Source organism: Fodinibius sp. AD559 (genome assembly GCF_052712805.1).
The window spans coordinates 42424-63110 of the sequence record NZ_JBQPVW010000008.1; the positions used below are offsets into that span (position 1 = coordinate 42424).

Sequence of the window (20687 nt, forward strand, 5' to 3'; positions counted from 1 at the left end):
GGCCTTAGCCGATTACAATATTCCCTTTGCCCGGAATGAGCTGTAATTATCAGCGGTTAGGATAATATGATCCTCCAGGGTAATGCCCAGCATATCACCGCTGGACTTAATCCTATCTGTCAACTTCTGATCAGACTTAGAAGCATCAAGATTTCCCGAAGGATGATTATGGGCAACAATTATTGAAGTGGCATTTGCCAATAGTGCCACTTGATATATCGCAGAAGGATCAACAATGGTCGCCGTGCCTCCACCGGAGCTAATCTTGCTCCATCCGATGCATCGCTTGCTATTGTTTAACAGCAATACGACAAACTCCTCCTTCAGTTGAATGTGATCATTATCCCAAACCTGACGAAGCACCGCTACCGCCTCATCTGGACTCGAAACCTGAGGAAAAGTATCAGGCGATTGCTCTGTCCTGTAGGATAGTTTGACCTCGGCCAGCGAGGGTGATTTTTCGATAGTCATAGGGTTCTCCTTTTTTGATTAGAAATAAGAAAGGGAGCCTTGAGTGGCTCCCTGTATCTGTTGTTATTTTACTGGAGTATTTATCCGGCTCCATTTTGAGCGTCAGCATACTCCTCGGGCTCTTGGTAGTCCTCCCGCTCGATGACTCTGGTATAGTTCCCGCTGGGTCGCGTAATAAACCACTGAGGGGTGCCGTCGGATCCTTGTTCGGGTGGAAGTATTGACTGGATATTGGCATAGGTTCGCTTGTCGGTCTCATTGTGTGAGATGTACACAATTGCACTTACTCCAATCAGGGATTCTAAATCAAATCCAGAGTTTTTAAGCTCTTGAGGTTTAAATTTTTTATTTCTCCAACGCTCCAGATCCTGTCTGAGATGAGCTTTCTTATGGAGCGATTTTGTATACCTCTTTCCAACTATGTATCTGTTTCCATCCTCATCTTCGGAGTCCAACTCAAACATAATTGAAATTTTCGATTTTGGGCCCCACGGGGTCTCAATTTTTCCTAAATCAACACAGTCGATAGCTACTGCATTATAGATTCCCTCATCAGGAATTGGATACTCTTTCTGTTTTTCTTTAATGACTAATGACATAATTGCCTCCTTGTTAGTTTGTAATTGAATTGTGTAATTATTTGACCGAAAATCGCCGGTAAGAGCTTTCGGTTTGGTAGTTGGAGTAGACCTCGGGCTTCTCTTCTCGAAGCTTGGTAGAGTCAAGTCGCTGTCTTTCATAGGACTTCCACGTGACGAGTGTCTGTCCTCCGTAGACGAGTCGCTCCCCATCTCCGAGCTGCTGCTTCAATTTATTCTTAAGCTCAGACTCTCGGTCTTTCAGCTCCGACTTTTCCTCACGTACTTGCTTAAGCTCCTGGTAGGATTGTCGAGCGGAAGGGCTAGCCTCCACGACCTTGCCATCCGATGAGTCGGGATACAACATGAGCAAATCTTCCTCATTCTGTGGCTCAGGTCGTTTGCCACCAATCATGTGGACGTGCCACCATTTGATTAGCTTGGCCATAGTCTCCTCGATTAGCTCGTCGTCGCGTTCGATAAGAATGGGCTCATAGAACTCACAAGTGTCACGCTCGTATATGAACAAGTACGCATACTGATAGCCAGTAAGGCCCAGATAGTGTTGGATCTGATACTCCCATTCGATGGGATATCGTCCTCCAAGCGATTTAAGCCGGTAACTATTCGTTGTTTTTAGCTCTAGCACGCCGGTACCTTGGACTCCCTCTCCATTGAGGATCTGACGGTCGATATTAGCCCGCAGAAACCCGTGCTCCTTGTGGACAAACGGGGTATTTACGCGCCTGGTCTTCAGTCCAGTGAGGTCTTCGAAGTATCCTGATTGAACCGGCTCGAATACATTGCCGAATTCCATGATAGGCGTACTTTCCACGGGGTCAATCAGACCTTGTTTGCGCATCCACACCTGCAGCGGGGTCTTAAAGGAACTTTTTTGACATAAGGCGGCCGTTTCACTGCCTCCTATGTAGTTTTGGCGATCTTCAACCCACTCCTCTGTGGGAATTTCTAAGTTATAGTTGGTAGCCATAATATTTGCTGTTTAAAGGGTTCAAATTGGTTATTGCAATAAATAAGGCCGCTTAATTGCGGCCTTTTTGGTCATCTTTGGTTTTGTTGGCATCTGGCTTGAGAAGCACAATTAATGCTTGCTTGATGAACTCACTTGTTGCATCAATAAGATCTCGCATAGTATTACCTCCTTGTGATGATTATGATAATTTTGACAATGATTTTACCTAAGCTCATAGCAGCACCTATATCCCAAATAGTTGGGAAACACTACGCTGGTGACGAGCCCGGTGCGGCTTATCTACATCGTGACTGATATAGTTGGTCACACGGTTAAGCAGTTGCCACTGGGATATCCGGTTGACATCATGCTCTTCCATTATTTGATCAGCCAGTCGTTTGGATATTTTCTTGCTGATCCCTTCGACGAGCTCCTCGTTGGCAGACATATTCTCCAGCATACTGATCCGCTGTTGGATCTCTGGGAAATGGGCTTTGGCCTCGTCGAGCTTCTCCGAGAAATCTTCAAGGTTGAAGCCACTTGTATGTTTGGAGTAGTAGCGTCCTAAAATCTCTCCGAATATCATGCCGTTAGCACAGATGGCCCGGATGGCCCCGAAGTAGAACCGTACGCCCTCTGACATGTCATACGAATTATGTAAGAAGAGCGACAGGTTGATATCCGAATCCGAGTCATGTAGAGTCAGATTGGGGAACGTGATCATCAGCCGCATGCGATTATTGTGGACGAAGGAATGGGATTCATCAATCCTAAATTCCTCACCGCTGACAGCTAAGAACTGCAAGAGCTCGTTGATTAAGGTTTCGTTCGTGATAATTTTATATGAGTCACGGACAATGCTGATGACTTCATTGGTATCATCGCGGACGATACTTTTATAGTCATTCTGTAAGTAGCTGTTTTCGTTACCCCAGTCGACAAACTCGCTGGTGAAATCATCGACGGCCACGCGTCGTTCGGCGACGGGAAAGCAAAAGTCTTTTAAGTCCATAAGAACCTCTTTGGTTGGTTAAGAATAATTACAAAGGCCGCTGTATACGGCCCGCTTCATTATTCTTATACCAAGAAATACGAGATTCTTTGGAGCATACTACTTAATAAGATTGCTTCCTTTCCGGGGGCAATATATTTGTTATATCTATAATGTTAATTGACTTCTGTAACTTCGGATAGTCCCGGCAAGAGCATTTTTTGTCGCCCAAACTGCGCTACATTGCCGCTGGAACCGCCCGGAAACCCCAGTTACTCATCCCCTTCATTAACCAGCTCCTGGGTTTCTACCCAATCTGCTGCCTGTATGTATCAATCTTTCTGTTAATTTCTTTCAGTTCATCCAGAGGTGTGAGGGCATTCTGTAATGACGGGTTTTGTGCCAATGTTGCATATGGCAGAATAAAATACCATATTTTTGCTGACCATCTTATGATCTATCTTGATGAACTGGGGACCTGCATATGATCGTGTAGGTTCTCTTTTTTTTATCACCCTTTTCCTCAATAAATTTTGCGCTTGAATCTTATCCTTCCCTAGCGGCCTGCGGATAGCCCGAAAGAACTACAGGCCACAGCTGCAGTCAAAGAATACATAGATTACAAAACAGTAATCAAGATTAAGATCCTTTTATTTAGTCGCTTTTTTCTCATCTATTGCTGACATTGCTTGACAAGAAACAATTGATATCGTCGATCATAAAACCGATCGAAAAGATAGAGAGCTAACAATAAACAACTAAGCTGATGGGTAACAGCTATGAATGACCGATTATTTCACGCCTTGAGGAAACAACTTGAATATGAAGTGTTCTTCGTCTCCGACGTTGGCAACCCGTACCAAGATGTGGCAAACGATTTAAAAATTGTTGATTTCAATTATAAGGGACAACAGTGTCATCTTATCCTCAATGGAAACATCAAATTAAAAACACAACAAAACGAGAAGGAAATAGACTCATTCCAAGAATTAATTCGGGGCCTTATGGGCGTCGCTGCCTAGTCCGTGAAAGTAAAATACTGTATAGTTAAACAGTGATACTCCTAAAACAGTGGTAAAGGAGAACTAATATATAGATCTGCATGATGAACCCAACCGAACTAAAATATCCTCCTTATTTAAATAAATAAGCAATTTTACGTCATAATAGCTTCCCTAACATTTCAGATAGCTCTGGAGAAACATACAACCCTGGGTAAACGAAAAGGTTACCTCTCCCCTAATCGGCCTTAGCCCATTACGAGTATACCCTTCCCTCGAAATAACATATAATCAGAGCCGTGAGAATAATATAACCCTCCAGGATAAAGCCCTGCATGTTCCTTTACAGTTCTATTACATAGTATTTGTCAATCCGATGATCACCCAGAATAAGGGGTACTCATAAGTCTTTTGGCAAGAATATTAAAATTTCTTAACGTATTTCAACATCAAAACTTTAGGTTTAGAGAGTTATATCATGAGATCAGTTGGCGCAGAAATAGAGCAAAAGATAGGTCGGGCAATCCAAGCGTTGGAATCTGGGGAACCGCTATCTGACGAAATGAGGGGCAGAATAGCTGATAAGCTAAAACAAACCGAACAAGAGTTACATAAAGTAAGGTCATGGATGAGCTCAGCAGAGTCCCTTGCCGATATAGGGACTTGGATCGTAGATCATCAAGACGATAAGCTGTTTTGGTCTGATCAAACGTATCGCATTTTGGGGTATAACCTCGAAGAGGATGATCCTTCCCTTGAAGCATGTTTCAACCGTATACATCCTGAAGATCAGCCAAGAGTTCGGCAAGAGTTTAATAAGTCATTGGAAAACAAACATTCGTTAGAAGTTACGTATCGGCTTCACCTTCCCAATGGACAAATTAAGTATGTAGAAGCACAAGCCAGTCATTTTTATAATGACAAAGGGGAGCCCCTTTCAACTGTTGGCACCAGTCAAGATATCACGGATCGGGAACGTGACAAACAACGACTAGAAAACTCTCTGGAAGAAAATCGTACGCTATTGGGAGAAATCCACCATCGGGTAAAAAATAATCTCGCCGTCGTGGCAGGGTTGTTACAGCTCCAATGGCTACAAAAAGATGAACCTGAGCTTATTAACACGCTAAAAAAGAGTGCCAGTCGCATAAAAGCGGTGGCAGGTATTCACCAACAGCTGTATGAATCGGATGATTACCTGGATGTTTCGTTAGGTCATAATGTAACAAGATTAGCGTCAGATATTATTAATATGATGGAGCCTGACGTGGAAATTGAGCTAGTGACAGATTGTGATATGATTTATTTAAATATGGACCAAACCCTGCCCTGTACGTTAATTGCCAATGAGGTGGTAACCAATAGCATTAAACATGCTTTCGAAGGAAGGAAACAGGGAACTATTACGATTAATTTAGCAACCTCAGATAACCTTATTAGGTTGGAAATTAGTGATAATGGTGTGGGCCTACCTGACGATTTTAACAGCAGGGAAGGGTCGTTGGGTATGAATCTTATCCAAACGTTAAGTAATCAGTTGGATGCTGATTATAATTTCAGCTCATCTGAGCAAGGCACGACCTTTTCAATCCAATTTCAAAAAAAAGAATGATAGAATAATTGTAGCAAGATAATGATAAGGCCTGTCCGCCGTTAACGTGCGTATTATATCCCGTTTCAAAGAAGAATATTTCATTTATATGTAGATGATATTTTATAAGGGATTATAACAGACAGAAATACACGATGTTCACTACATAGTTCGCTTATATATGTATTTCAATCTGGGAATTATGTAAGATATTTCTGTTGAGGTATAATGCAAACGATCAGAAAATTAGGCATCTTGCTGTTATAAGAATTATTTCACATTAATTCCCCCTGCGAATGAGCAAAGATAAATGAAGATGGAACCTTTTGAAACATTTGAACGTGCAGGCAGTTAAAAGTGTGCATATAAGCCAACCTTTTTGAAAGGCAGGTAACCATTTCGCAGTTCAATCGTCCTATACTTATAAAGAATATCATAAATTAATTTTATACCTATGAAACTAACCAAGCTACTATCTTTCGCCACGCTGATTGCACTGCTGATCAGTTTTCTTACCAGCTGTGATACTACCGGTACCAATGCTGAGCCGGGAGATGGAAATGTAAAACTGCAATTTCAAACCGTTTCGGGGAGCAGCTCTTCCAAGACTGTTTCATCCGGCAATACGACTGCATCCTCCCATGTTTCACTGCTTATAGAGGGAACGAACGGCACACTGCAGATCGATGATATTCGATTTGTCGTTGCAGAATTTGAGCTTGACCCCTCCGAGGCCGATGAGGACTCTACCGAGCTTGAAGAATTTGAATCCAAGCCGTTTTTCGTTGATCTGCCACTCGGAGAAGAAACGCTGAGTCTGGCCAACAGCCAAATTCAGGCCGGCCTGTACGAAGAACTAGAGTTCGAGGTTGAGGACTTGGATTTTGAAGATGAGGAAGGAGATAACGGGGAGCGTCAAACTCTGGCCGATTCCATCCGCTCCGAATTTCCCGATTGGCCCGATAAAGCCAGTATGATTATTACGGGTAGTTTTACCCCTACCGATGGCGATCCGCAACCGTTCAAGGTTTTTGCTCAAGCTGAAATCGAGATTGAGCGGGAATTCAGTCCACCGCTTGAGGTAACCGAGGATAATATAGCGCAAACGGTGTCGGTACGCATCAACCCAACAACATGGTTTAAACAATCCGATGGATCCGTCATGGATCTTACCCAGCACGACTGGGATCAGCATCAGCAATTGCTTGAGTTCGAAGCCGAGTTCGAAAACGGCGTAGAGGAGATCGAAGCAAACGATGATTAAGTTCGTAGCTTATCACCATCTGAGAAACTAGATAAAGCCCGGGGCTCTGCTCCGGGCTTTTATTATTTATAGAAGCGTTAGGTTGTAAAGAGTACGCAATCTCATTGCCTCCCTGGCTGGATCTACTACCCTATTGGCATTGCTACCCGAAATTGGATCCTAATGGTCTTCCCCTACCAGTATCTGTGACGGGAAGAAGACAAATCCTTTGCAGACCATCCGCCATGGCGCGCTGGAGCCGCTCAACTCGATATTGATCACACTCACATGATCCCGCTTGCGCTGGCCGCATCTGAAGTAGTTGAAATGTTTAATGATGCCACAGATGGCGGTGATGTTAAAGCTACAAAAAATGAATTCAAGTCGTTCAATGAGCAGCGCTGTCCGTTAGTCCAGAAATAACGCTTTCATACAATTCAAATTATGTAGCTTCAGCTGAGTTATCCATAAAATCAAAGATCCTGGAGAAATCTTCCCGACCCCGCTCTTCACTTATTGCCTGTCCAAACAATTCCTTAGTGATATTATTCAGAAGTAACGGATGATCTTGTTCATATGCCGAAAGAGAAGCAAGGTGCAGGTCTTTATACATCAACTCAAGAGGGAATTGTGTTTCCTGATCATTATTTTTGATCATTTCAGCCTTGGCCTTTAGAAAAGGAGCTGAGACGGGGAGGTCTGGAAGGGTATTTAGTAAAAAGTCTTTAGAAAGTCCCATTTTCTCACCTAGGAGAACGGTTTCAGAAAAAGAAGCCATTGCAACGGCTAGTAAGGAATTTACAAGCATCTTCATGGAAGTTCCCTTTCCCGTTTCTCCCACATGCACGATCTTCGATCCCATATGTTCGATCAGCGGGCGCGTTTTTTCCACGTCGGATTGATCTCCACCTATCAAGAAAGTCAGTTCTCCATGCTCTGCCGGAGCTTTGGATCCTGCAACGGGAGCATCCATAAAGCGTAGGTTGTATTTTTCCGCCTCCGCCGCTTCTTTCAGAGAAAAAGAAGGATTTACAGTAGTACAATCAACCCAAAGAGCTCCTTTCTTCATGGAGGAAAGAAACCCATTTTCCCCCAAAGCTATTTGTTCAATCGCGTTAGGATCTGATACCATGGTGAATACAATATCTGCTTCTTCAACCGCATCTTTCAGCGATCCAGCGCCATGCGCTCCGGCCTCAATTAAAGGATCCATAGCCGAGCGGGTTCGATTATAAACCGTCAGATTTACATCATTCTTTTGAAGATTATTTGCCATGCGGCTTCCCATGATTCCTAATCCGATAAATGTGATCTTTTTGTCCATAACTATAAGTTTTTTTGATTTAATCTTGTTGTCTTAGAACAAGCGAAAATACCTGCTTATTCCATCGTTACATCAGCCAGTTACTTGCGAAACTCAGCCACTTCGACCTGCTTTTTGCTATTTAAGAATATGCGATTGTCGGTAGAAAGGATATTTGTGTGACTATTGGTATCCACCTCCCTTTATTATGTGGAGTATTCTTGAAAGATCCTGTAGGTATAACCATTACTTTAACAAAAAAATGCTCTCAGTATTCTTAATATGAGCATTTTATTCATTTAATATCTCATTAGCGGAATTAATTAAAGAAATTAGTCCCACTACATATATGTTCTCATATTGAACAAAGATATACCTATTAATCTATTTATATTTTAATAGTTCTTTTAAAAATTAACCTAAATACAGGAGTTTTTATGAAACGAGTAGACAATAAGGTTATAATTGTAACTGGTGCAGCATCCGGAATAGGAAAGAAAACATCGCAGGTATTAGCTTCTGAAGGTGCCAAAGTTGCTATTACGGATATTCAAGATGATACCGGTCAAGAAGTCGCCGAACAAATCACCAATAACGGAGGTACAGCTAAATACTGGCATATGGATACCACAGATGAAGAAGAGGTCAAAGATGCCTTTACAGCTATTGAGGATGAATTTGGCTCCATTGATGGTCTGGTTAACAACGCCGGAATTGAAGGTGTGGATAAACCAACACATGAAATCACGATGGAGGAATGGCAACAAGTCATAGATGTCAATGTTAATGGTGTTTTCCTGTGTACTAAGTATGCGGTTCCGGCTATGAAAAAGGCGGGCGGTGGAAGTATCATAAATTTATCTTCTATCTATGGATTAGTAGGCGCAGCTGATCTTCCTCCATACCACGCATCTAAGGGAGCAGTTCATATTATGAGCAAAAATGATGCACTATTATATGCCGAGGATAACATCCGCGTTAACTCTGTGCATCCCGGGTTCATCTGGACTTCGTTGGTTGAGAGAGTTGCTAAAGAACAGGAAGGCGTTACAGTTGAAGAATTCCGGGAAGAACTTGCTGAGGCTCATCCAATTGGCCATGTAGGCGACCCGGAAGATATCGCCAATGGAATTCTTTACCTGTCTTCCGATGAATCAAAGTTTGTAACCGGCAGTGCGTTGGTTATAGACGGTGGCTATACCGCACAATAACTGATTCTGTTGACATAAAGTAAAAGCAGCCTGCGCTTTGCAGGTTGCTTTTTTATAGCGATGTTATCAAATATAAAACCATTCAATTACTCTGGCTAAGGTAACGATTCAGTGCGTACTAACACGTCCTAAATCGCTATTCTACGTATTCTTTCACAACCGGAAGTCCCAGTGTGATCCAATCATGCATGCCTCCGCGGTAGTACCACATCTTTTCAGCGGGATATCCTGCTTCGAGCAACAGATTAATCGCCTTTTGCGATTGTGGACACTGCGGCCCATTACAGAAGAAAATAGTGGGCTTTGACCGGTCCAGCTCATCCATCCGATCAACAATATCTGAAATGGGTATTTCATTTGTACCGGCGATTCGTATGCCGTCACGGGTACCGGGAGCTCGTACATCAATCACTGGAAGCCCGCTTTGAAGATGCTTTATTACTTCTGGCTCACCTACGGTACGGATTCCATCGGCGACCTGGATGGGCTGGATTTCGCCCCACGTAATATCTACTGCTACCAGTCCCTTTGTATCCGGTATGTATTGGGGAGTCATTTGCATTTCGTCTCTTTTGGGAATACGCTCTATCAGTTGTTCTTTTTTGTCCATTCTACTTTTCTTTGTTTTGTATATCGACTTTTAAACTCCTATCCAGTCAATGCTGAATGTCGCTGACCGGCAGGTTTGATGTTTGATGGCAATTCCATACGAATATGATAAGTTACAAGGAACTCTTACAAAAGTTCACCCGACAGCGGGGAATTAACATGACATTACGTTAAGCATTAAATAAACTTTTCAATTCATCTTCTGTCGGAATAGGATCACCGTAGTCGCCACGGTAAACGACTTCTCCGTCAACGATAATGTTTGGTGAGGAATGGGCCTCATATTTTTCTACCAGTTTCGGATGTTCATCCACATACCGAACTTCGTACGAAATGCCCATCTTCTTAAGCCGCTCTTCCACCAACGGCCGATGATTACAGTCTTTGGTTGCTAAAATAAGTACTTCCATTTTTAAAGCTTTTGTGTTTAATGTTCAAGTTCTGGTTTAGAATTTCCTTCCGTGCTACACGGTACGCCGATACCAAACTTTTTCAGGATTTCCTCGGCCAGGCACCACTTGGTAAAGGCTGACTGAAACAAATTCAATCCCACAAACAGGGTAAATAGGTACCAGTAAGGGTTTACAAAGTAGCCCAGTATCAGGCTAATAGTTACAAAACTTCCTGCGACAGCTCGTATAATACGTTCCATTTTTTCATAAAATCGGGATTAGAGTCAAATTTTTTTAGTTATTTATTTTTTCGTACCGCCTGAATGACGTGTAGATAACAGAAAGCCTTTTAGCAGGGTATTGACAACCTCCTCGAGATAGGCTCCACGTACCCAAGCGTGCAGGAATATACCGTTTAGATTACGGCTCAGGATGCTGTGGAGTCGAACTTTCCTAATCGTACAACAATATGTGCCCAATCTCCATACGGTGAGGAGCTTAATATATTTTAGCCAGTTTGGTGCTTATCAAAAAGTCCAAATCATTTCTGGACAAGACTTAAAAATTTTTAATAAAAATCTAAGGGGCAAACCCAGGGGGTACTTTGATATGAAGGAATACCGTTTCTGAGCAAGAAAAATAAAAATAACACTACATGCAGACTCTACTTTGAAAACCAGGGGTATTTCTGTAAAAATCCTTGAGAATTGATTTTAACCAAGGCAATCCCCCGCTTTTTATCAACAAACCCTACTGCCAGCTGAAAGCTTGAACTAAGGAGGTATAGCAATGATGAAATAAGTAAGTAGGTGCGGACTGTCTGTTTGAGATTTCCTTTTTTGGAAAAACGAAAATTACAGCCTAATACGTAAACCTTACCCACACGTTCCGATTTATCAGGACAATCTGAATTAAAGAATGAAATGGAATGCAACCCAGTGAACCACGGGTTAAACTACCTAAAATAAGCAAAACCTGTCTTAAAAGGTGCATCTCCAATTTCTCATTTAATAACATCTTTTAACAGATCCTGAGTAGGTTGCCCAATGAATGGCAAAGCCTCCCTTTCCCCTCCAATTGCTTTGAGAATACCCATAACCCAAAATATGAGCAGCGCCAGAGATATTACCATCATCAAAAACCCAATCAGCCATCCGATAACAGGTATTCCGGAAAGCACACTTTGGACAACTCCTACCAATAATCCCAAAATCATAAGTCCCAGTGATTGACGAAGATGAAACCCAGCCAGTTTCGGTTTTTCCTGATTATTCTTATAGATTAAAAAAGCAATTATCCAACCAATGATCGTAATATAGCTAAGTATTGCAATCAATTTACTGTTGTTATTAGAACCAGTTTCAGTCGTTAATTCAGATTCGTCCATCGGATTTTAGGTTTAATTAGAGTTTTAAATTTACTTCTCAACGCTTTATCGGCAAAATATATCTGTTATCCCGACCAAACGACTGAGATCTCATTTATAAGCGTCCCCGTTCATAAGTTAAAGAGTGCCAAAACCTCTAAGCAATAACATTTAAACTCGAAACAGATTTCTCGATCTGTCAATTTGGACATGGATTGGAGGCTGCGAGCAACCAATTCCATCCGTTAATTACGTTAACCTCATTCACCTATCGAAATTCATAAGGTACTTTGCCAAATTCCTTCACAAGTAATAAGGCTTCCCACAACAGCCTTTGGAAGGCTTGTCAAATATTTAGTGCAGTAAAATGTAGATCATTTTTTCAATTCAGGCATACTGGAATAGTTATCAATAATTGTAAGGGATTTTATTATTCATTGTAAGACTTAACCCCACCCCATGACGATGGAATCCCCTATAAAAAACGCCTGATAAATCACGTAGCATATGATTGAGGTTTCAGCAAAAGCCTAAGAACTATGATCCGATTTTTGACTTACCATCTTCGCTTAAGTAATTAATCGGACTTTACATTTGATAATCAGTTAAAACCAAAACGTGTTGTGATGATTAAAAAAACTATTTTGTTTCCATTAGCATTGCTTTTAGTCTCCTTGAGTTATACAGCAAGTTATGGCCAGGAAGATGTAGAAGGAAGTGAAGATCACTCGATGATTTCCCGCTATGAGGGTTCTGTAATTAAAGGTTATGAACATGTTGATTATGATCGGATACAGTTTCCCTCGGGTTTTGAAAAAGGTAGTCTGGAAATCGACAAAGTCGAAGGTGAAGTCACAAAAATTCTTTATGCGGCTCCGGAGGGTTTGTCTGTTTTTCAAGTACAGAGAAACTATCAGATCGCACTTAAAGATGCCGGTTTTGAAATTGTCTATGAATGTTTTGGGGGAATGGACGAGATTCCGCGAGCCATTTATACAGATGAAGCCTATAGCCCTGGCTGGTTGGGTACCGGCAGACCATCATGGACTCATGGCGACGACGCCAGCTATTTTTTGGCCAGGTTGCCCGGAGAAGATGGTGATATCTACGTATCGGCCCATACGCTGCTGAGTGATAAATACGATGGCCGTCCCGCCACCGCTCTTCAGGTGCTTGAAGAAAAGCCGATGGATACCGGGAAGGTCGAGGTAGAGATAGATTCGGAAGCCATGAAAGAAGACATTGAGGAATCCGGCAGTGTTCGCATTTACGGGATCCATTTCGATACCGATAAAGCGACAATCAAGGGAAAATCCGAATCTACGTTAGCTGAAATAGCCAATCTTTTGGAACAGCAATCAGATCTTAATCTGCGTGTTGTCGGACATACTGATGCTACCGGAAGTTTGGAATACAACATGGATTTATCAATGCAACGCGCGGAGGCCGTCGTGGAGTTTTTAACATCCAACCACGGGATTTCGGCAGACAGGCTCACGCCTCACGGCGTAGGCCCCCTTGCCCCGGTTGCCAGCAATCAAGACGAAGAGGGGCGTGCCCGTAACCGGCGGGTTGAATTGGTTAAGATAGTAGAATAATAGTTTCCACGCTTGTGTTTCAAAGGAAAAAACTGAAGGGTAAAAAGAATATAAAATTATTAAAACTTGAGTTATGAGATATTTAAATAATAATATCGTAGTGATAGCAGCCATTATGCTGTCTGTATTATTTCCCAAAACACTGCTTAGTCAGGACGCAAAAGCCTCCGAGATACTGGAAACACTGCAAGAAAATTACGAGGAATCCATTGAGGGCATAAACGATTATGTCATGGTCACAAATAAACAAACCATCTACTATAAAAAAGCTTATGATAATGGTCGGCCTTATTTTAAAACCAGAACGGAAAACCCAGAAGGGGTAGAATCAACGTCAGCAGCGAATGTTGATTTTTATTCACAATTGTTTGACCAGGTAAAAGAGAAGGCGACCTACGAGAAACCCGGAGAAGTTGAAAATCAGAGAGTACATATTCTTTATGTTTATGAACTGGAAGTAGAAAGTTTAAATAATGACCCTGACATAGATAATACCATTGAGAATCTCTATTTATATATTGATCCTGACAAATGGGTAATCCGGAAACTGGAATGCACAATGGATATGATCTATAAAAATGAACCCCATGAAGTTAACGCAAAAATGGTAAAGAGTGATTTTCGTAGTGTAGAAGGAATGCTGATACCATATGAAATGACAACTGTTATCAGTGGTCTTGCCTTATCTGAAGAAGAATACCAAGAGGCCAAAAAGGCCATTGAAAAGTTTGAGGAAATGCCCGAATCACAACGACGTATGGCAGAACAAATGATGGGTGAAAAAATAGCAAAATATAGAAAAATGCTTGAAGAATCCCGGTATGAAGTCGTGCGACAAGTAAAAGAGGTAGAAGTCAATACGGGAATGGAAAATTTTTAGAGCTGCTGCAAATGGAATTATATTTAATGATCTACTTTAGGGACAGGCAATAGTAAGTACAGTAGCCTAAGTATTCAACTGGTCACTTTCTCCCCATGAAAAAGTAGTCAGTGAACTTGTTAATTAATCCTATGGATCATTTGGGTTGCTTCGATGCCATCAAAATTAATTAAGGTTGAAATCCTTAAAGCTCAAATAATGTCAAAAAATTACATGAGAACTTGTTACAAGTTTTTTTTCAAAAAATAAAAATCCGACTTCTAAGGTAGGGGATGGTTTATTTGGAGGGGTACCGTTTTTGAGCAAGAAAAATAAAATTAACATTGCTCGCAGACCCTGGTTAAATAATGACGGGGGTGTTTCTGAGAAAATCCTAAAGATCTCGACTAACCATGGGGTACCCCCCCCTGTCTTGATCAATGATCCCGGTCGCCAGCGATAGGTTTGAACTAAGGGATTTATAGAAATGATGAAATAAGTAACTGGGTGAGGACTATCTGCTTGACATTTTCCTTTTTGAAGGGGTTAGGGTGCTAAGCTTAAGTTGACAATAGCACTACAATTGAAAAGTGATAGATGTCAAATATTTATTCTTTGAGAAATTGTAAGTTTTTAGCTCGTCTGGCATCTAACCGAAAGCCTGATATATGTCCCTTATCGTTTCGCGTAAATCGGTAGAACCTGCCTGAAGATTGAAATTGATCTGGCCCCATTGGATTCAATTTCGATGATTCATTGAATCCAATTCTCATATGTAGCTGGTTTTCTTCGATAAATAACTTGTAGGTTACATCTAGCTCTTCACTATAATAACTCCCAACATAGTTTTCTAGATCAATGTCTATATTCTCAGGTATCCTTTCTCCAGGAAATTTAGATCCGGCTTGAATGAAGATCAGTGAATCAGCTGTCTCATTTTTAAAATCCGAGAATTGAAATTTAAGCGTGTTATCCGTAGCCTTTAGAAATGTGTTACCGTAAAGTCTGCTGACATTATATGAGGAGTTATCCCACTTTTGTAACACATTAAGCGAATCGTTTTTAATACGGACTTCCACAACAAAACCTAGTTCCAAAGCATATTGCCCCGTGAGGTTATTTAAATCCTTTGGTTTGGTCTTAGGGCGATCAGCTGAGGTAGTTTGTTTGGCTGTGTCTTCCGTTTTGTTGAAATGCTTTTTTAAATACAGGTCAGCAATCTTATAACTCATTACCTCTGGATCTGCATCACTTCGATTTGACAAAAAAAACAATGCTAAAATGCTGTTCGGGAAACCTTATATAATAGGCACGGTACCCAACAAAAGCTCCACCATGAGAGATAGTCTCTACGCCCTTATATGATCTAATACTAAGTCCAGCAGCGTAGTTAATTGATTCTCCGTTATTTAGTTTCCCCTTTTCAGTCATCGCATCCCAAAACGATTGTTGCAAATAATCCGAATCATGAAAGGAATCGCTCCATTTCTTCATATCATTGATAGTTGTGAATATACCACCGTCTCCAATCATGTCTAGTGTAGTGGTATTTATTAGGAATGTGCTATCATTTTTGGGTTGATAACCGGTAGCACGATTCTTAACAACCCGTTTATGATTATCATGAAAATGGGTATTGTTCATTCCAAGTGGTTTGAAAAGCTCACTTTTTGCAAAGTCAGCCATTGGTTGACTACTGACCTCTTTCACAATCTGCCCCAGCAACCAGTACCCGGTGTTGCTGTACAAATGCTCTGATCCAGGTTTGAAATTGGGTTCTTTTTGATTCTTCAGCCACCTCATTACTTCATTATTTGTGTAGTAATCGCTGGCTGTATAGCCTGATAACGATGCCAAAGTAAGATAATCTCTTATGCCACTTGTATGATGGAGTAAATGTCGTACGGTTATCTTTTTGGCATAGTCAGGAAAATCAGGAAAAAAGGAATTTAATGAATCATCAAGGTTCAATTTCCCCTTTTCTTTTAGTAAGATGATGCATGCAGCGGTAAATTGCTTGGAAACTGAGGCGATACGAAATACAGATTGGTCGGTAATAGGAATATTATAATCTAGGTTTGCCATACCGTAGCCCTTCTGAAGAACAAACTCACCATCTTTGATAATTGCTACAGCAGCTCCGGGAGTATCTGGTTTATCCCATTTAGCAAAGAGGCTGTCAACTTTGGTTTCATTCTGGGCTTGTACGACAGTACATAAAGCAACAAAACTTAATATTAAACAAAGTGAGATTGATGTTTGGAGCACTCTTCGTTTAATCATAATAGGACTCAACTAATTCTAATTATATGTGATTTATCCCAAAAATATTTTTGCACCAAAGTAAAGCGAAAAAATCCCTGTGCCAATGAGTGTTTCCGGATGGATACGATGCTCTCTATATAGGTCGTAAACAAATACTGGCCCAACCATAGCTACTGCCATGATCTCGGTGCTCCAAGTTCCAAGCAGATACCCCATTCGAGCAATTGCGGCTATGATGAGAACCATAGTTGCAAATAACATGTATCTCTTGTGTGTTGCAGGGTTCTTGCGGAATCGATAACCAAGATACAATAATATGGGAAATTGAATCATTTCGACCTCGGATGGCCAAGCAAGCATTGGAACTCCTGACCAAGTTACTACACCTTCTTGCACAAGACTTTGTCCCTGTGCATAGATTATAAGCAGCCCTGACAGAAACACTACAATCCCGAACGCAGCTACATAGTAACCACGACGCATATGAGTACTCGTTTTATCACGGGCAATATAGATGGTTTGAAACAACATTAAGCCCATCTAAGTGAGCATAATCAGTCCATGCACGTGGAGTATAAGTGTATTTTCTATAAGGCTTTTCGGATGGCCAACTTCTTCGCCAGAAAAATATGGGCCGAAGTAGGTAGGCCAAAAACCGGCAATAACAATTACTGTCAGATAAATAGCCATGCCTACAAAGAAGGTAAGCGAAAATGTTGATTCCTTATTTTTAGTGGCGATATCTGACGTTTTATTTGCGCTAACCATAACTGTTTTACAGCATTATTTAATTTCTAATGATGAAATAGGTTTATCTCATAATAAGTTTACCATAAATTTTTACAGGAGCGGGAGTAGCACCGAGCGTAATTCCTGGGCTATTGTCTCTGCCATAGTGGCCCACGTTTCAGAAACAGCAAAAAAGATAATAGAGGCGCCACGTAATGCGATGAGTGCTGTCCCCCACCAATAGGCTGGATGTACCCGTTCCCGAGTCCACCAGTCATATCCAATGGCTAAAAATGCTGGGAGTAATGGTATACCTAAAAGTATTACTACAGAAAGTAGTACGGATTCTGCAAATGCACTTAACCGCCCTGCCGGTGCAAACAACAGCACTGTGGTAGATAGAATCATTAGCCGTTTATGAAGCTCTGGCTTTGATCGGTAGAAAATTCCTAAACTGAATAAGATTGCAAAAACTAGGATATCCCCCAGTGGAATCGGCAATCCTTTAATAAATTCCGCAAGGGTGTCATATTCGGTTGCAATTGCTGGAGAAACCCTGCCAAATCCTACTGCTATACCCAATAGTATGATAAGTATACCCCAAAAAATGCCAAGACGTTTACCGAATAGTTGATGCAGCTGGGTTTGACCATTCCAAACAAGGCTTGTCTGAATAATTAATAACACCATCCAAAGCGTAAAGGCCGCTCCATGGAGATGAAGCAGCCAGTGAAACTCTCCGTTACCTGTTATCACTGGCCACCAATAAGTTTGCCAAAAACCACCAATGGCTATGACAGTCATTAGTAGCGCCAGTGCTAAATATCCCCAATTGTGGCTCACGTTCCCTGTTCCATCTATTTGTTCTCCCTTTCCTTGTAAGTTATCCATCTTTTTCTCAATTAATCTTTTACATTTATTCTCTCGTCTTGCACATCATTTTTATTTCTCAGAAGTCTTCACTTCGCCATCTTGAATGACTATTTCTACATCTTCCAACGCCGACAGATCCTCAAGCGGATTTCCATCCACCACAATCAGATCGGCAAGTTTACCTTCTTCTAACATTCCCACTTGGTCTCCCATCTCCAAGGCCTGGGCGGCATTGGTAGTGGCAGCTTCGATGATAGCCTCTTGTGACATTCCGCCCCAGCGCAGCATTTCCATCTCAGTAATTGTTACCATACCGGGCTGAACAGCGGGATGGCTTACGTCCAATCCGCTCCACCAGTCGGTCCCGACCACGACCGGAACTCCGGCCTCAGCAAAGGTGTTCATTTCACGGGCCAGCGATTCGCCAGTTTCGCGAGCGGGCGACTCCCCTTCGAGCACAGTATCGATATGCTCATTGGTCGTCCCGCCTTCGGCGTACAGCAGTATAACTGACAGCGTCGTTGTAACTGGCGTGCCTTCGTCCGCCAGCACTTGGGCCAGTCGCTCCACTTTTCCACCGGGGATAGTAGCTGGTAACACAGAATGGACAAACCCATCCATGCCCATCTTGGCGTAGCGTTCCATGTGCTCGGCCTCATAGACATGGCCCACTGCCCGGAGTCCTTCACTATGGGCTTCCTCTACGATGGCCCCGACAATCTCCTGATCAATCTGGACAGGGGCGGTAACGCTATCGGAGACAAGTTTGATAAAATCGACTCCTTCCCCGGACAAGCGGCGAACGGCTGACCGCGCCTCCTCGGATCCGCTGACCACTTCAGCCAAATGGGCGCGGCAATAGGAATTAGGACGATCTGTATCGAGACCTGACCATTGATCCTCACAGACGGTAGTAGCAGGATGACCTCCCTCAGCCGTAAACACAGGCCCAGAGGTAATCATGCGTGGTCCATCGAGCTCGCCATCGGCAATCCGGTCTCGAAGCTTCCTTTCCAAGGGCCAGTAGCTTCCCGTCGAGCGGACGGTGGTTATCCCATGGTCAAGGAATCCCTGGAGAATGCTAGGGACGTTTCCCTTGAGATGCTGGGCAACCGCGGTAGAATCTCGTCCTTGGGGGGGAATAGTAAGATGGACGTGCGCATCAATGAGCCCAGGTAGCACTGTTTTGCCTGAAGCATCAATGCGGCGGGCATCAGGCGCTTCAACAGTCTCCTGGGTTACTGAATAGATACTATCGCCCGCAACTACAACCGAAGCCTGTTCAAATACCGTCCCATTACCAGTAATCACGCGTCCGTTTTCAATCACAAGTGTGGGCTGGGCTACGGCTGATGAACGACAAAACACTGTAACAAGAATAATCAGCAGAAATCTGACGAAGCTAACTCCTGATTCTGACTCATTAAATAATCTACATTTTTTTGAATCGCTCCCTGATAATCTCATAATTAACCCCCGGATTTATGATTCAGAAGAATGAGTTGTTGGGTTACCTCAGATCATACTCTCCATTTATGTTAGGTATGTGATCATTTTCTTAATTAAGCGTTAAGACAATCCGTTTTATGCCCAATGATTTTCATGTATATGGGCGTGGCAATAAATTTGCCAATTAATTAGAAACTGCGGTTTCATGGGCATGTGCAATTTTCCATTGCCCATTTTCACGAGAAAACATCCCGCTAATTACAGCGGTGATTTGAGTGGTATCCCCATTTGATCTTACCAATGATTGGTTATAACGAAATTACAGCAGCATCAGAATCAAGGACATTTACTTTTGAATCTACCATCGTAATGGTGGACTCCTCAAGTCCGGCCATGTATTTTTCAACAAGATTTTTAAGTTCCTCCCGGGATAGCATGGACCCTCCATAAACAAGGCTTGCATCCTGACTGTAATAGGACATATAAGACTCAGCATCTAAATTCTCCCAGGCCGCATTTACATCCTTGGCAAGCGTCTGTATTGAATCAGCTATGGCAGCTTCTTTTTCTTTTGAGAGTTGCTGTGATTCTTTCTGGACGCAACCTATAGCTAGCAGGGATAGAACTACAATGCAAAGAATCGTTTTTATAGCGTTGTTTATCCCATGTTTGCCAGGCGATACTCCCTTTTTGGTATCATACATAATGAATGAGTGTTATTGTTAGATTTATTTCTAGTTTACCAGTATTGGTACATCTTGTAATACCTACTGCTTGATTAGCCTTAGGGTTTGTCGAGTGAATCAGATGTGTTCATCTTTTTATGAGTACATCCGGGCGAACGTAATGTGTCCGTCCTCTACTGCATATGCGACCATCGCATGCGCCTCTTCGGGGAACCCCTCGGCCTTGAGACCTTGAAGTTGTTCTTCGTCGATAACCCAGTCCCCGACGGTTGTTCGATTTACGATATCACAATGAAGATTCGGACTATTTTCAAAAACATTACGGTAGAATGCCCGTATCTGCTCGCTCCCGCTCATCATTTCTTCGCCACCCCCGTTTTCGACGGTGGCATCGTCTGCGAACGCTTCCATAAAAGCGTCGATATCTCTGTTGTTAAACGCTTCAAGCTGGTGTTGGACAGGATCTTCCATAATAGTTATCCCCTCTTTCTTTAGCTTT

The 20687-nt window shown here is 42.2% G+C and carries 24 protein-coding genes; 7 read left to right on the top strand and 17 right to left on the bottom strand.

Annotation, left to right across the window (positions count from 1 at the left end; translation table 11 throughout):
* Positions 1 to 12: 12 nt before the first annotated feature.
* From ACQ4LT_RS13490 to ACQ4LT_RS13505, 4 genes are all read right to left on the bottom strand, one after another.
* On the bottom strand, positions 13 to 471 hold the full coding sequence (locus ACQ4LT_RS13490) for a JAB domain-containing protein (RefSeq protein WP_445666584.1): 459 nt from the start codon (positions 469 to 471) through the stop codon (positions 13 to 15).
* 80 nt (positions 472 to 551) lie between these two features.
* Complete coding sequence (locus ACQ4LT_RS13495; RefSeq protein WP_445666585.1) at positions 552 to 1070, bottom strand: phage replication initiation protein, NGO0469 family; 519 nt, start codon at positions 1068 to 1070, stop codon at positions 552 to 554.
* A gap of 37 nt (positions 1071 to 1107) precedes the next feature.
* Positions 1108 to 2040 carry a YqaJ viral recombinase family nuclease gene (locus ACQ4LT_RS13500; RefSeq protein WP_445666586.1) on the bottom strand — a complete coding sequence of 311 codons (933 nt, stop codon included), beginning with the start codon at positions 2038 to 2040 and terminating at the stop codon, positions 1108 to 1110.
* A gap of 226 nt (positions 2041 to 2266) precedes the next feature.
* Complete coding sequence (locus ACQ4LT_RS13505; protein ID WP_445666587.1) at positions 2267 to 3034, bottom strand: DUF932 domain-containing protein; 768 nt, start codon at positions 3032 to 3034, stop codon at positions 2267 to 2269.
* A 758-nt stretch (positions 3035 to 3792) separates the two neighbouring features.
* Here ACQ4LT_RS13505 and ACQ4LT_RS13510 point away from each other — a divergent pair.
* The 4 genes from ACQ4LT_RS13510 (at position 3793) to ACQ4LT_RS13525 (ending at position 7271) form a co-directional block, all read left to right on the top strand.
* Entirely contained in the window at positions 3793 to 4035 is a 243-nt protein-coding gene (locus ACQ4LT_RS13510) for a hypothetical protein (protein ID WP_445666588.1), read from the top strand.
* A gap of 457 nt (positions 4036 to 4492) precedes the next feature.
* Positions 4493 to 5626 carry a sensor histidine kinase gene (locus ACQ4LT_RS13515; protein WP_445666589.1) on the top strand — a complete coding sequence of 378 codons (1134 nt, stop codon included), beginning with the start codon at positions 4493 to 4495 and terminating at the stop codon, positions 5624 to 5626.
* A 433-nt stretch (positions 5627 to 6059) separates the two neighbouring features.
* Positions 6060 to 6869, top strand: coding sequence for a hypothetical protein (locus ACQ4LT_RS13520; RefSeq protein WP_445666590.1), 810 nt, complete (start codon positions 6060 to 6062; stop codon positions 6867 to 6869).
* 267 nt (positions 6870 to 7136) lie between these two features.
* Complete coding sequence (locus ACQ4LT_RS13525; RefSeq protein ID WP_445666591.1) at positions 7137 to 7271, top strand: hypothetical protein; 135 nt, start codon at positions 7137 to 7139, stop codon at positions 7269 to 7271.
* Positions 7272 to 7290: 19 nt separating this feature from the next.
* Here the strand turns inward: ACQ4LT_RS13525 and ACQ4LT_RS13530 are convergent, their stop codons facing one another.
* Entirely contained in the window at positions 7291 to 8172 is an 882-nt protein-coding gene (locus ACQ4LT_RS13530) for an NAD(P)-dependent oxidoreductase (protein WP_445666592.1), read from the bottom strand.
* 416 nt (positions 8173 to 8588) lie between these two features.
* Here ACQ4LT_RS13530 and ACQ4LT_RS13535 point away from each other — a divergent pair, with 416 nt between their 5' ends.
* Positions 8589 to 9362, top strand: a complete 774-nt coding sequence (locus ACQ4LT_RS13535; RefSeq protein WP_445666593.1) for an SDR family NAD(P)-dependent oxidoreductase — start codon at positions 8589 to 8591, stop codon at positions 9360 to 9362.
* 136 nt (positions 9363 to 9498) lie between these two features.
* Here ACQ4LT_RS13535 and ACQ4LT_RS13540 read toward each other — a convergent pair whose 3' ends face one another.
* The 4 genes from ACQ4LT_RS13540 to ACQ4LT_RS13555 form a co-directional block, all read right to left on the bottom strand.
* Positions 9499 to 9972: a rhodanese-like domain-containing protein gene (locus ACQ4LT_RS13540; RefSeq protein WP_445666594.1), complete on the bottom strand. Its 474-nt coding sequence runs from the start codon at positions 9970 to 9972 to the stop codon at positions 9499 to 9501.
* 169 nt (positions 9973 to 10141) lie between these two features.
* The gene (locus ACQ4LT_RS13545; protein WP_445666595.1) at positions 10142 to 10381 is read right to left on the bottom strand and encodes a thioredoxin family protein; all 240 of its coding nucleotides are present in this window, start codon (positions 10379 to 10381) and stop codon (positions 10142 to 10144) included.
* A 17-nt stretch (positions 10382 to 10398) separates the two neighbouring features.
* Positions 10399 to 10623: a YgaP family membrane protein gene (locus ACQ4LT_RS13550; RefSeq protein WP_445666596.1), complete on the bottom strand. Its 225-nt coding sequence runs from the start codon at positions 10621 to 10623 to the stop codon at positions 10399 to 10401.
* A 743-nt stretch (positions 10624 to 11366) separates the two neighbouring features.
* On the bottom strand, positions 11367 to 11750 hold the full coding sequence (locus ACQ4LT_RS13555; RefSeq protein WP_445666597.1) for a DUF4870 domain-containing protein: 384 nt from the start codon (positions 11748 to 11750) through the stop codon (positions 11367 to 11369).
* Between the two features lie 605 nt (positions 11751 to 12355).
* On the opposite strand from ACQ4LT_RS13555, the gene ACQ4LT_RS13560 reads away from it, so the two are divergent.
* On the top strand, positions 12356 to 13327 hold the full coding sequence (locus tag ACQ4LT_RS13560) for an OmpA family protein (RefSeq protein WP_445666655.1): 972 nt from the start codon (positions 12356 to 12358) through the stop codon (positions 13325 to 13327).
* 73 nt (positions 13328 to 13400) lie between these two features.
* Complete coding sequence (locus ACQ4LT_RS13565) at positions 13401 to 14207, top strand: hypothetical protein (protein WP_445666598.1); 807 nt, start codon at positions 13401 to 13403, stop codon at positions 14205 to 14207.
* Between the two features lie 587 nt (positions 14208 to 14794).
* On the opposite strand, the gene ACQ4LT_RS13570 is transcribed toward ACQ4LT_RS13565, so the two are convergent.
* The 8 genes from ACQ4LT_RS13570 to ACQ4LT_RS13605 all read right to left on the bottom strand — a co-directional run bounded on the left by ACQ4LT_RS13570 (position 14795) and on the right by ACQ4LT_RS13605 (position 20659).
* Complete coding sequence (locus ACQ4LT_RS13570; RefSeq protein WP_445666599.1) at positions 14795 to 15418, bottom strand: hypothetical protein; 624 nt, start codon at positions 15416 to 15418, stop codon at positions 14795 to 14797.
* Positions 15419 to 15434: 16 nt separating this feature from the next.
* Positions 15435 to 16469: a serine hydrolase domain-containing protein gene (locus ACQ4LT_RS13575; RefSeq protein WP_445666600.1), complete on the bottom strand. Its 1035-nt coding sequence runs from the start codon at positions 16467 to 16469 to the stop codon at positions 15435 to 15437.
* 33 nt (positions 16470 to 16502) lie between these two features.
* Positions 16503 to 16934: a hypothetical protein gene (locus tag ACQ4LT_RS13580; RefSeq protein WP_445666601.1), complete on the bottom strand. Its 432-nt coding sequence runs from the start codon at positions 16932 to 16934 to the stop codon at positions 16503 to 16505.
* A 57-nt stretch (positions 16935 to 16991) separates the two neighbouring features.
* A complete protein-coding gene (locus ACQ4LT_RS13585; protein WP_445666602.1) occupies positions 16992 to 17219 on the bottom strand; it encodes a hypothetical protein in 228 nt (75 codons plus the stop codon).
* 72 nt (positions 17220 to 17291) lie between these two features.
* A complete protein-coding gene (locus tag ACQ4LT_RS13590; RefSeq protein WP_445666603.1) occupies positions 17292 to 18071 on the bottom strand; it encodes a hypothetical protein in 780 nt (259 codons plus the stop codon).
* A 51-nt stretch (positions 18072 to 18122) separates the two neighbouring features.
* Positions 18123 to 19421, bottom strand: coding sequence for an amidohydrolase family protein (locus tag ACQ4LT_RS13595; RefSeq protein WP_445666604.1), 1299 nt, complete (start codon positions 19419 to 19421; stop codon positions 18123 to 18125).
* A gap of 389 nt (positions 19422 to 19810) precedes the next feature.
* Positions 19811 to 20206 carry a nuclear transport factor 2 family protein gene (locus ACQ4LT_RS13600; RefSeq protein WP_445666605.1) on the bottom strand — a complete coding sequence of 132 codons (396 nt, stop codon included), beginning with the start codon at positions 20204 to 20206 and terminating at the stop codon, positions 19811 to 19813.
* Between the two features lie 117 nt (positions 20207 to 20323).
* Positions 20324 to 20659: a nuclear transport factor 2 family protein gene (locus ACQ4LT_RS13605; RefSeq protein ID WP_445666606.1), complete on the bottom strand. Its 336-nt coding sequence runs from the start codon at positions 20657 to 20659 to the stop codon at positions 20324 to 20326.
* Between the last annotated feature and the right edge of the window lie 28 nt (positions 20660 to 20687).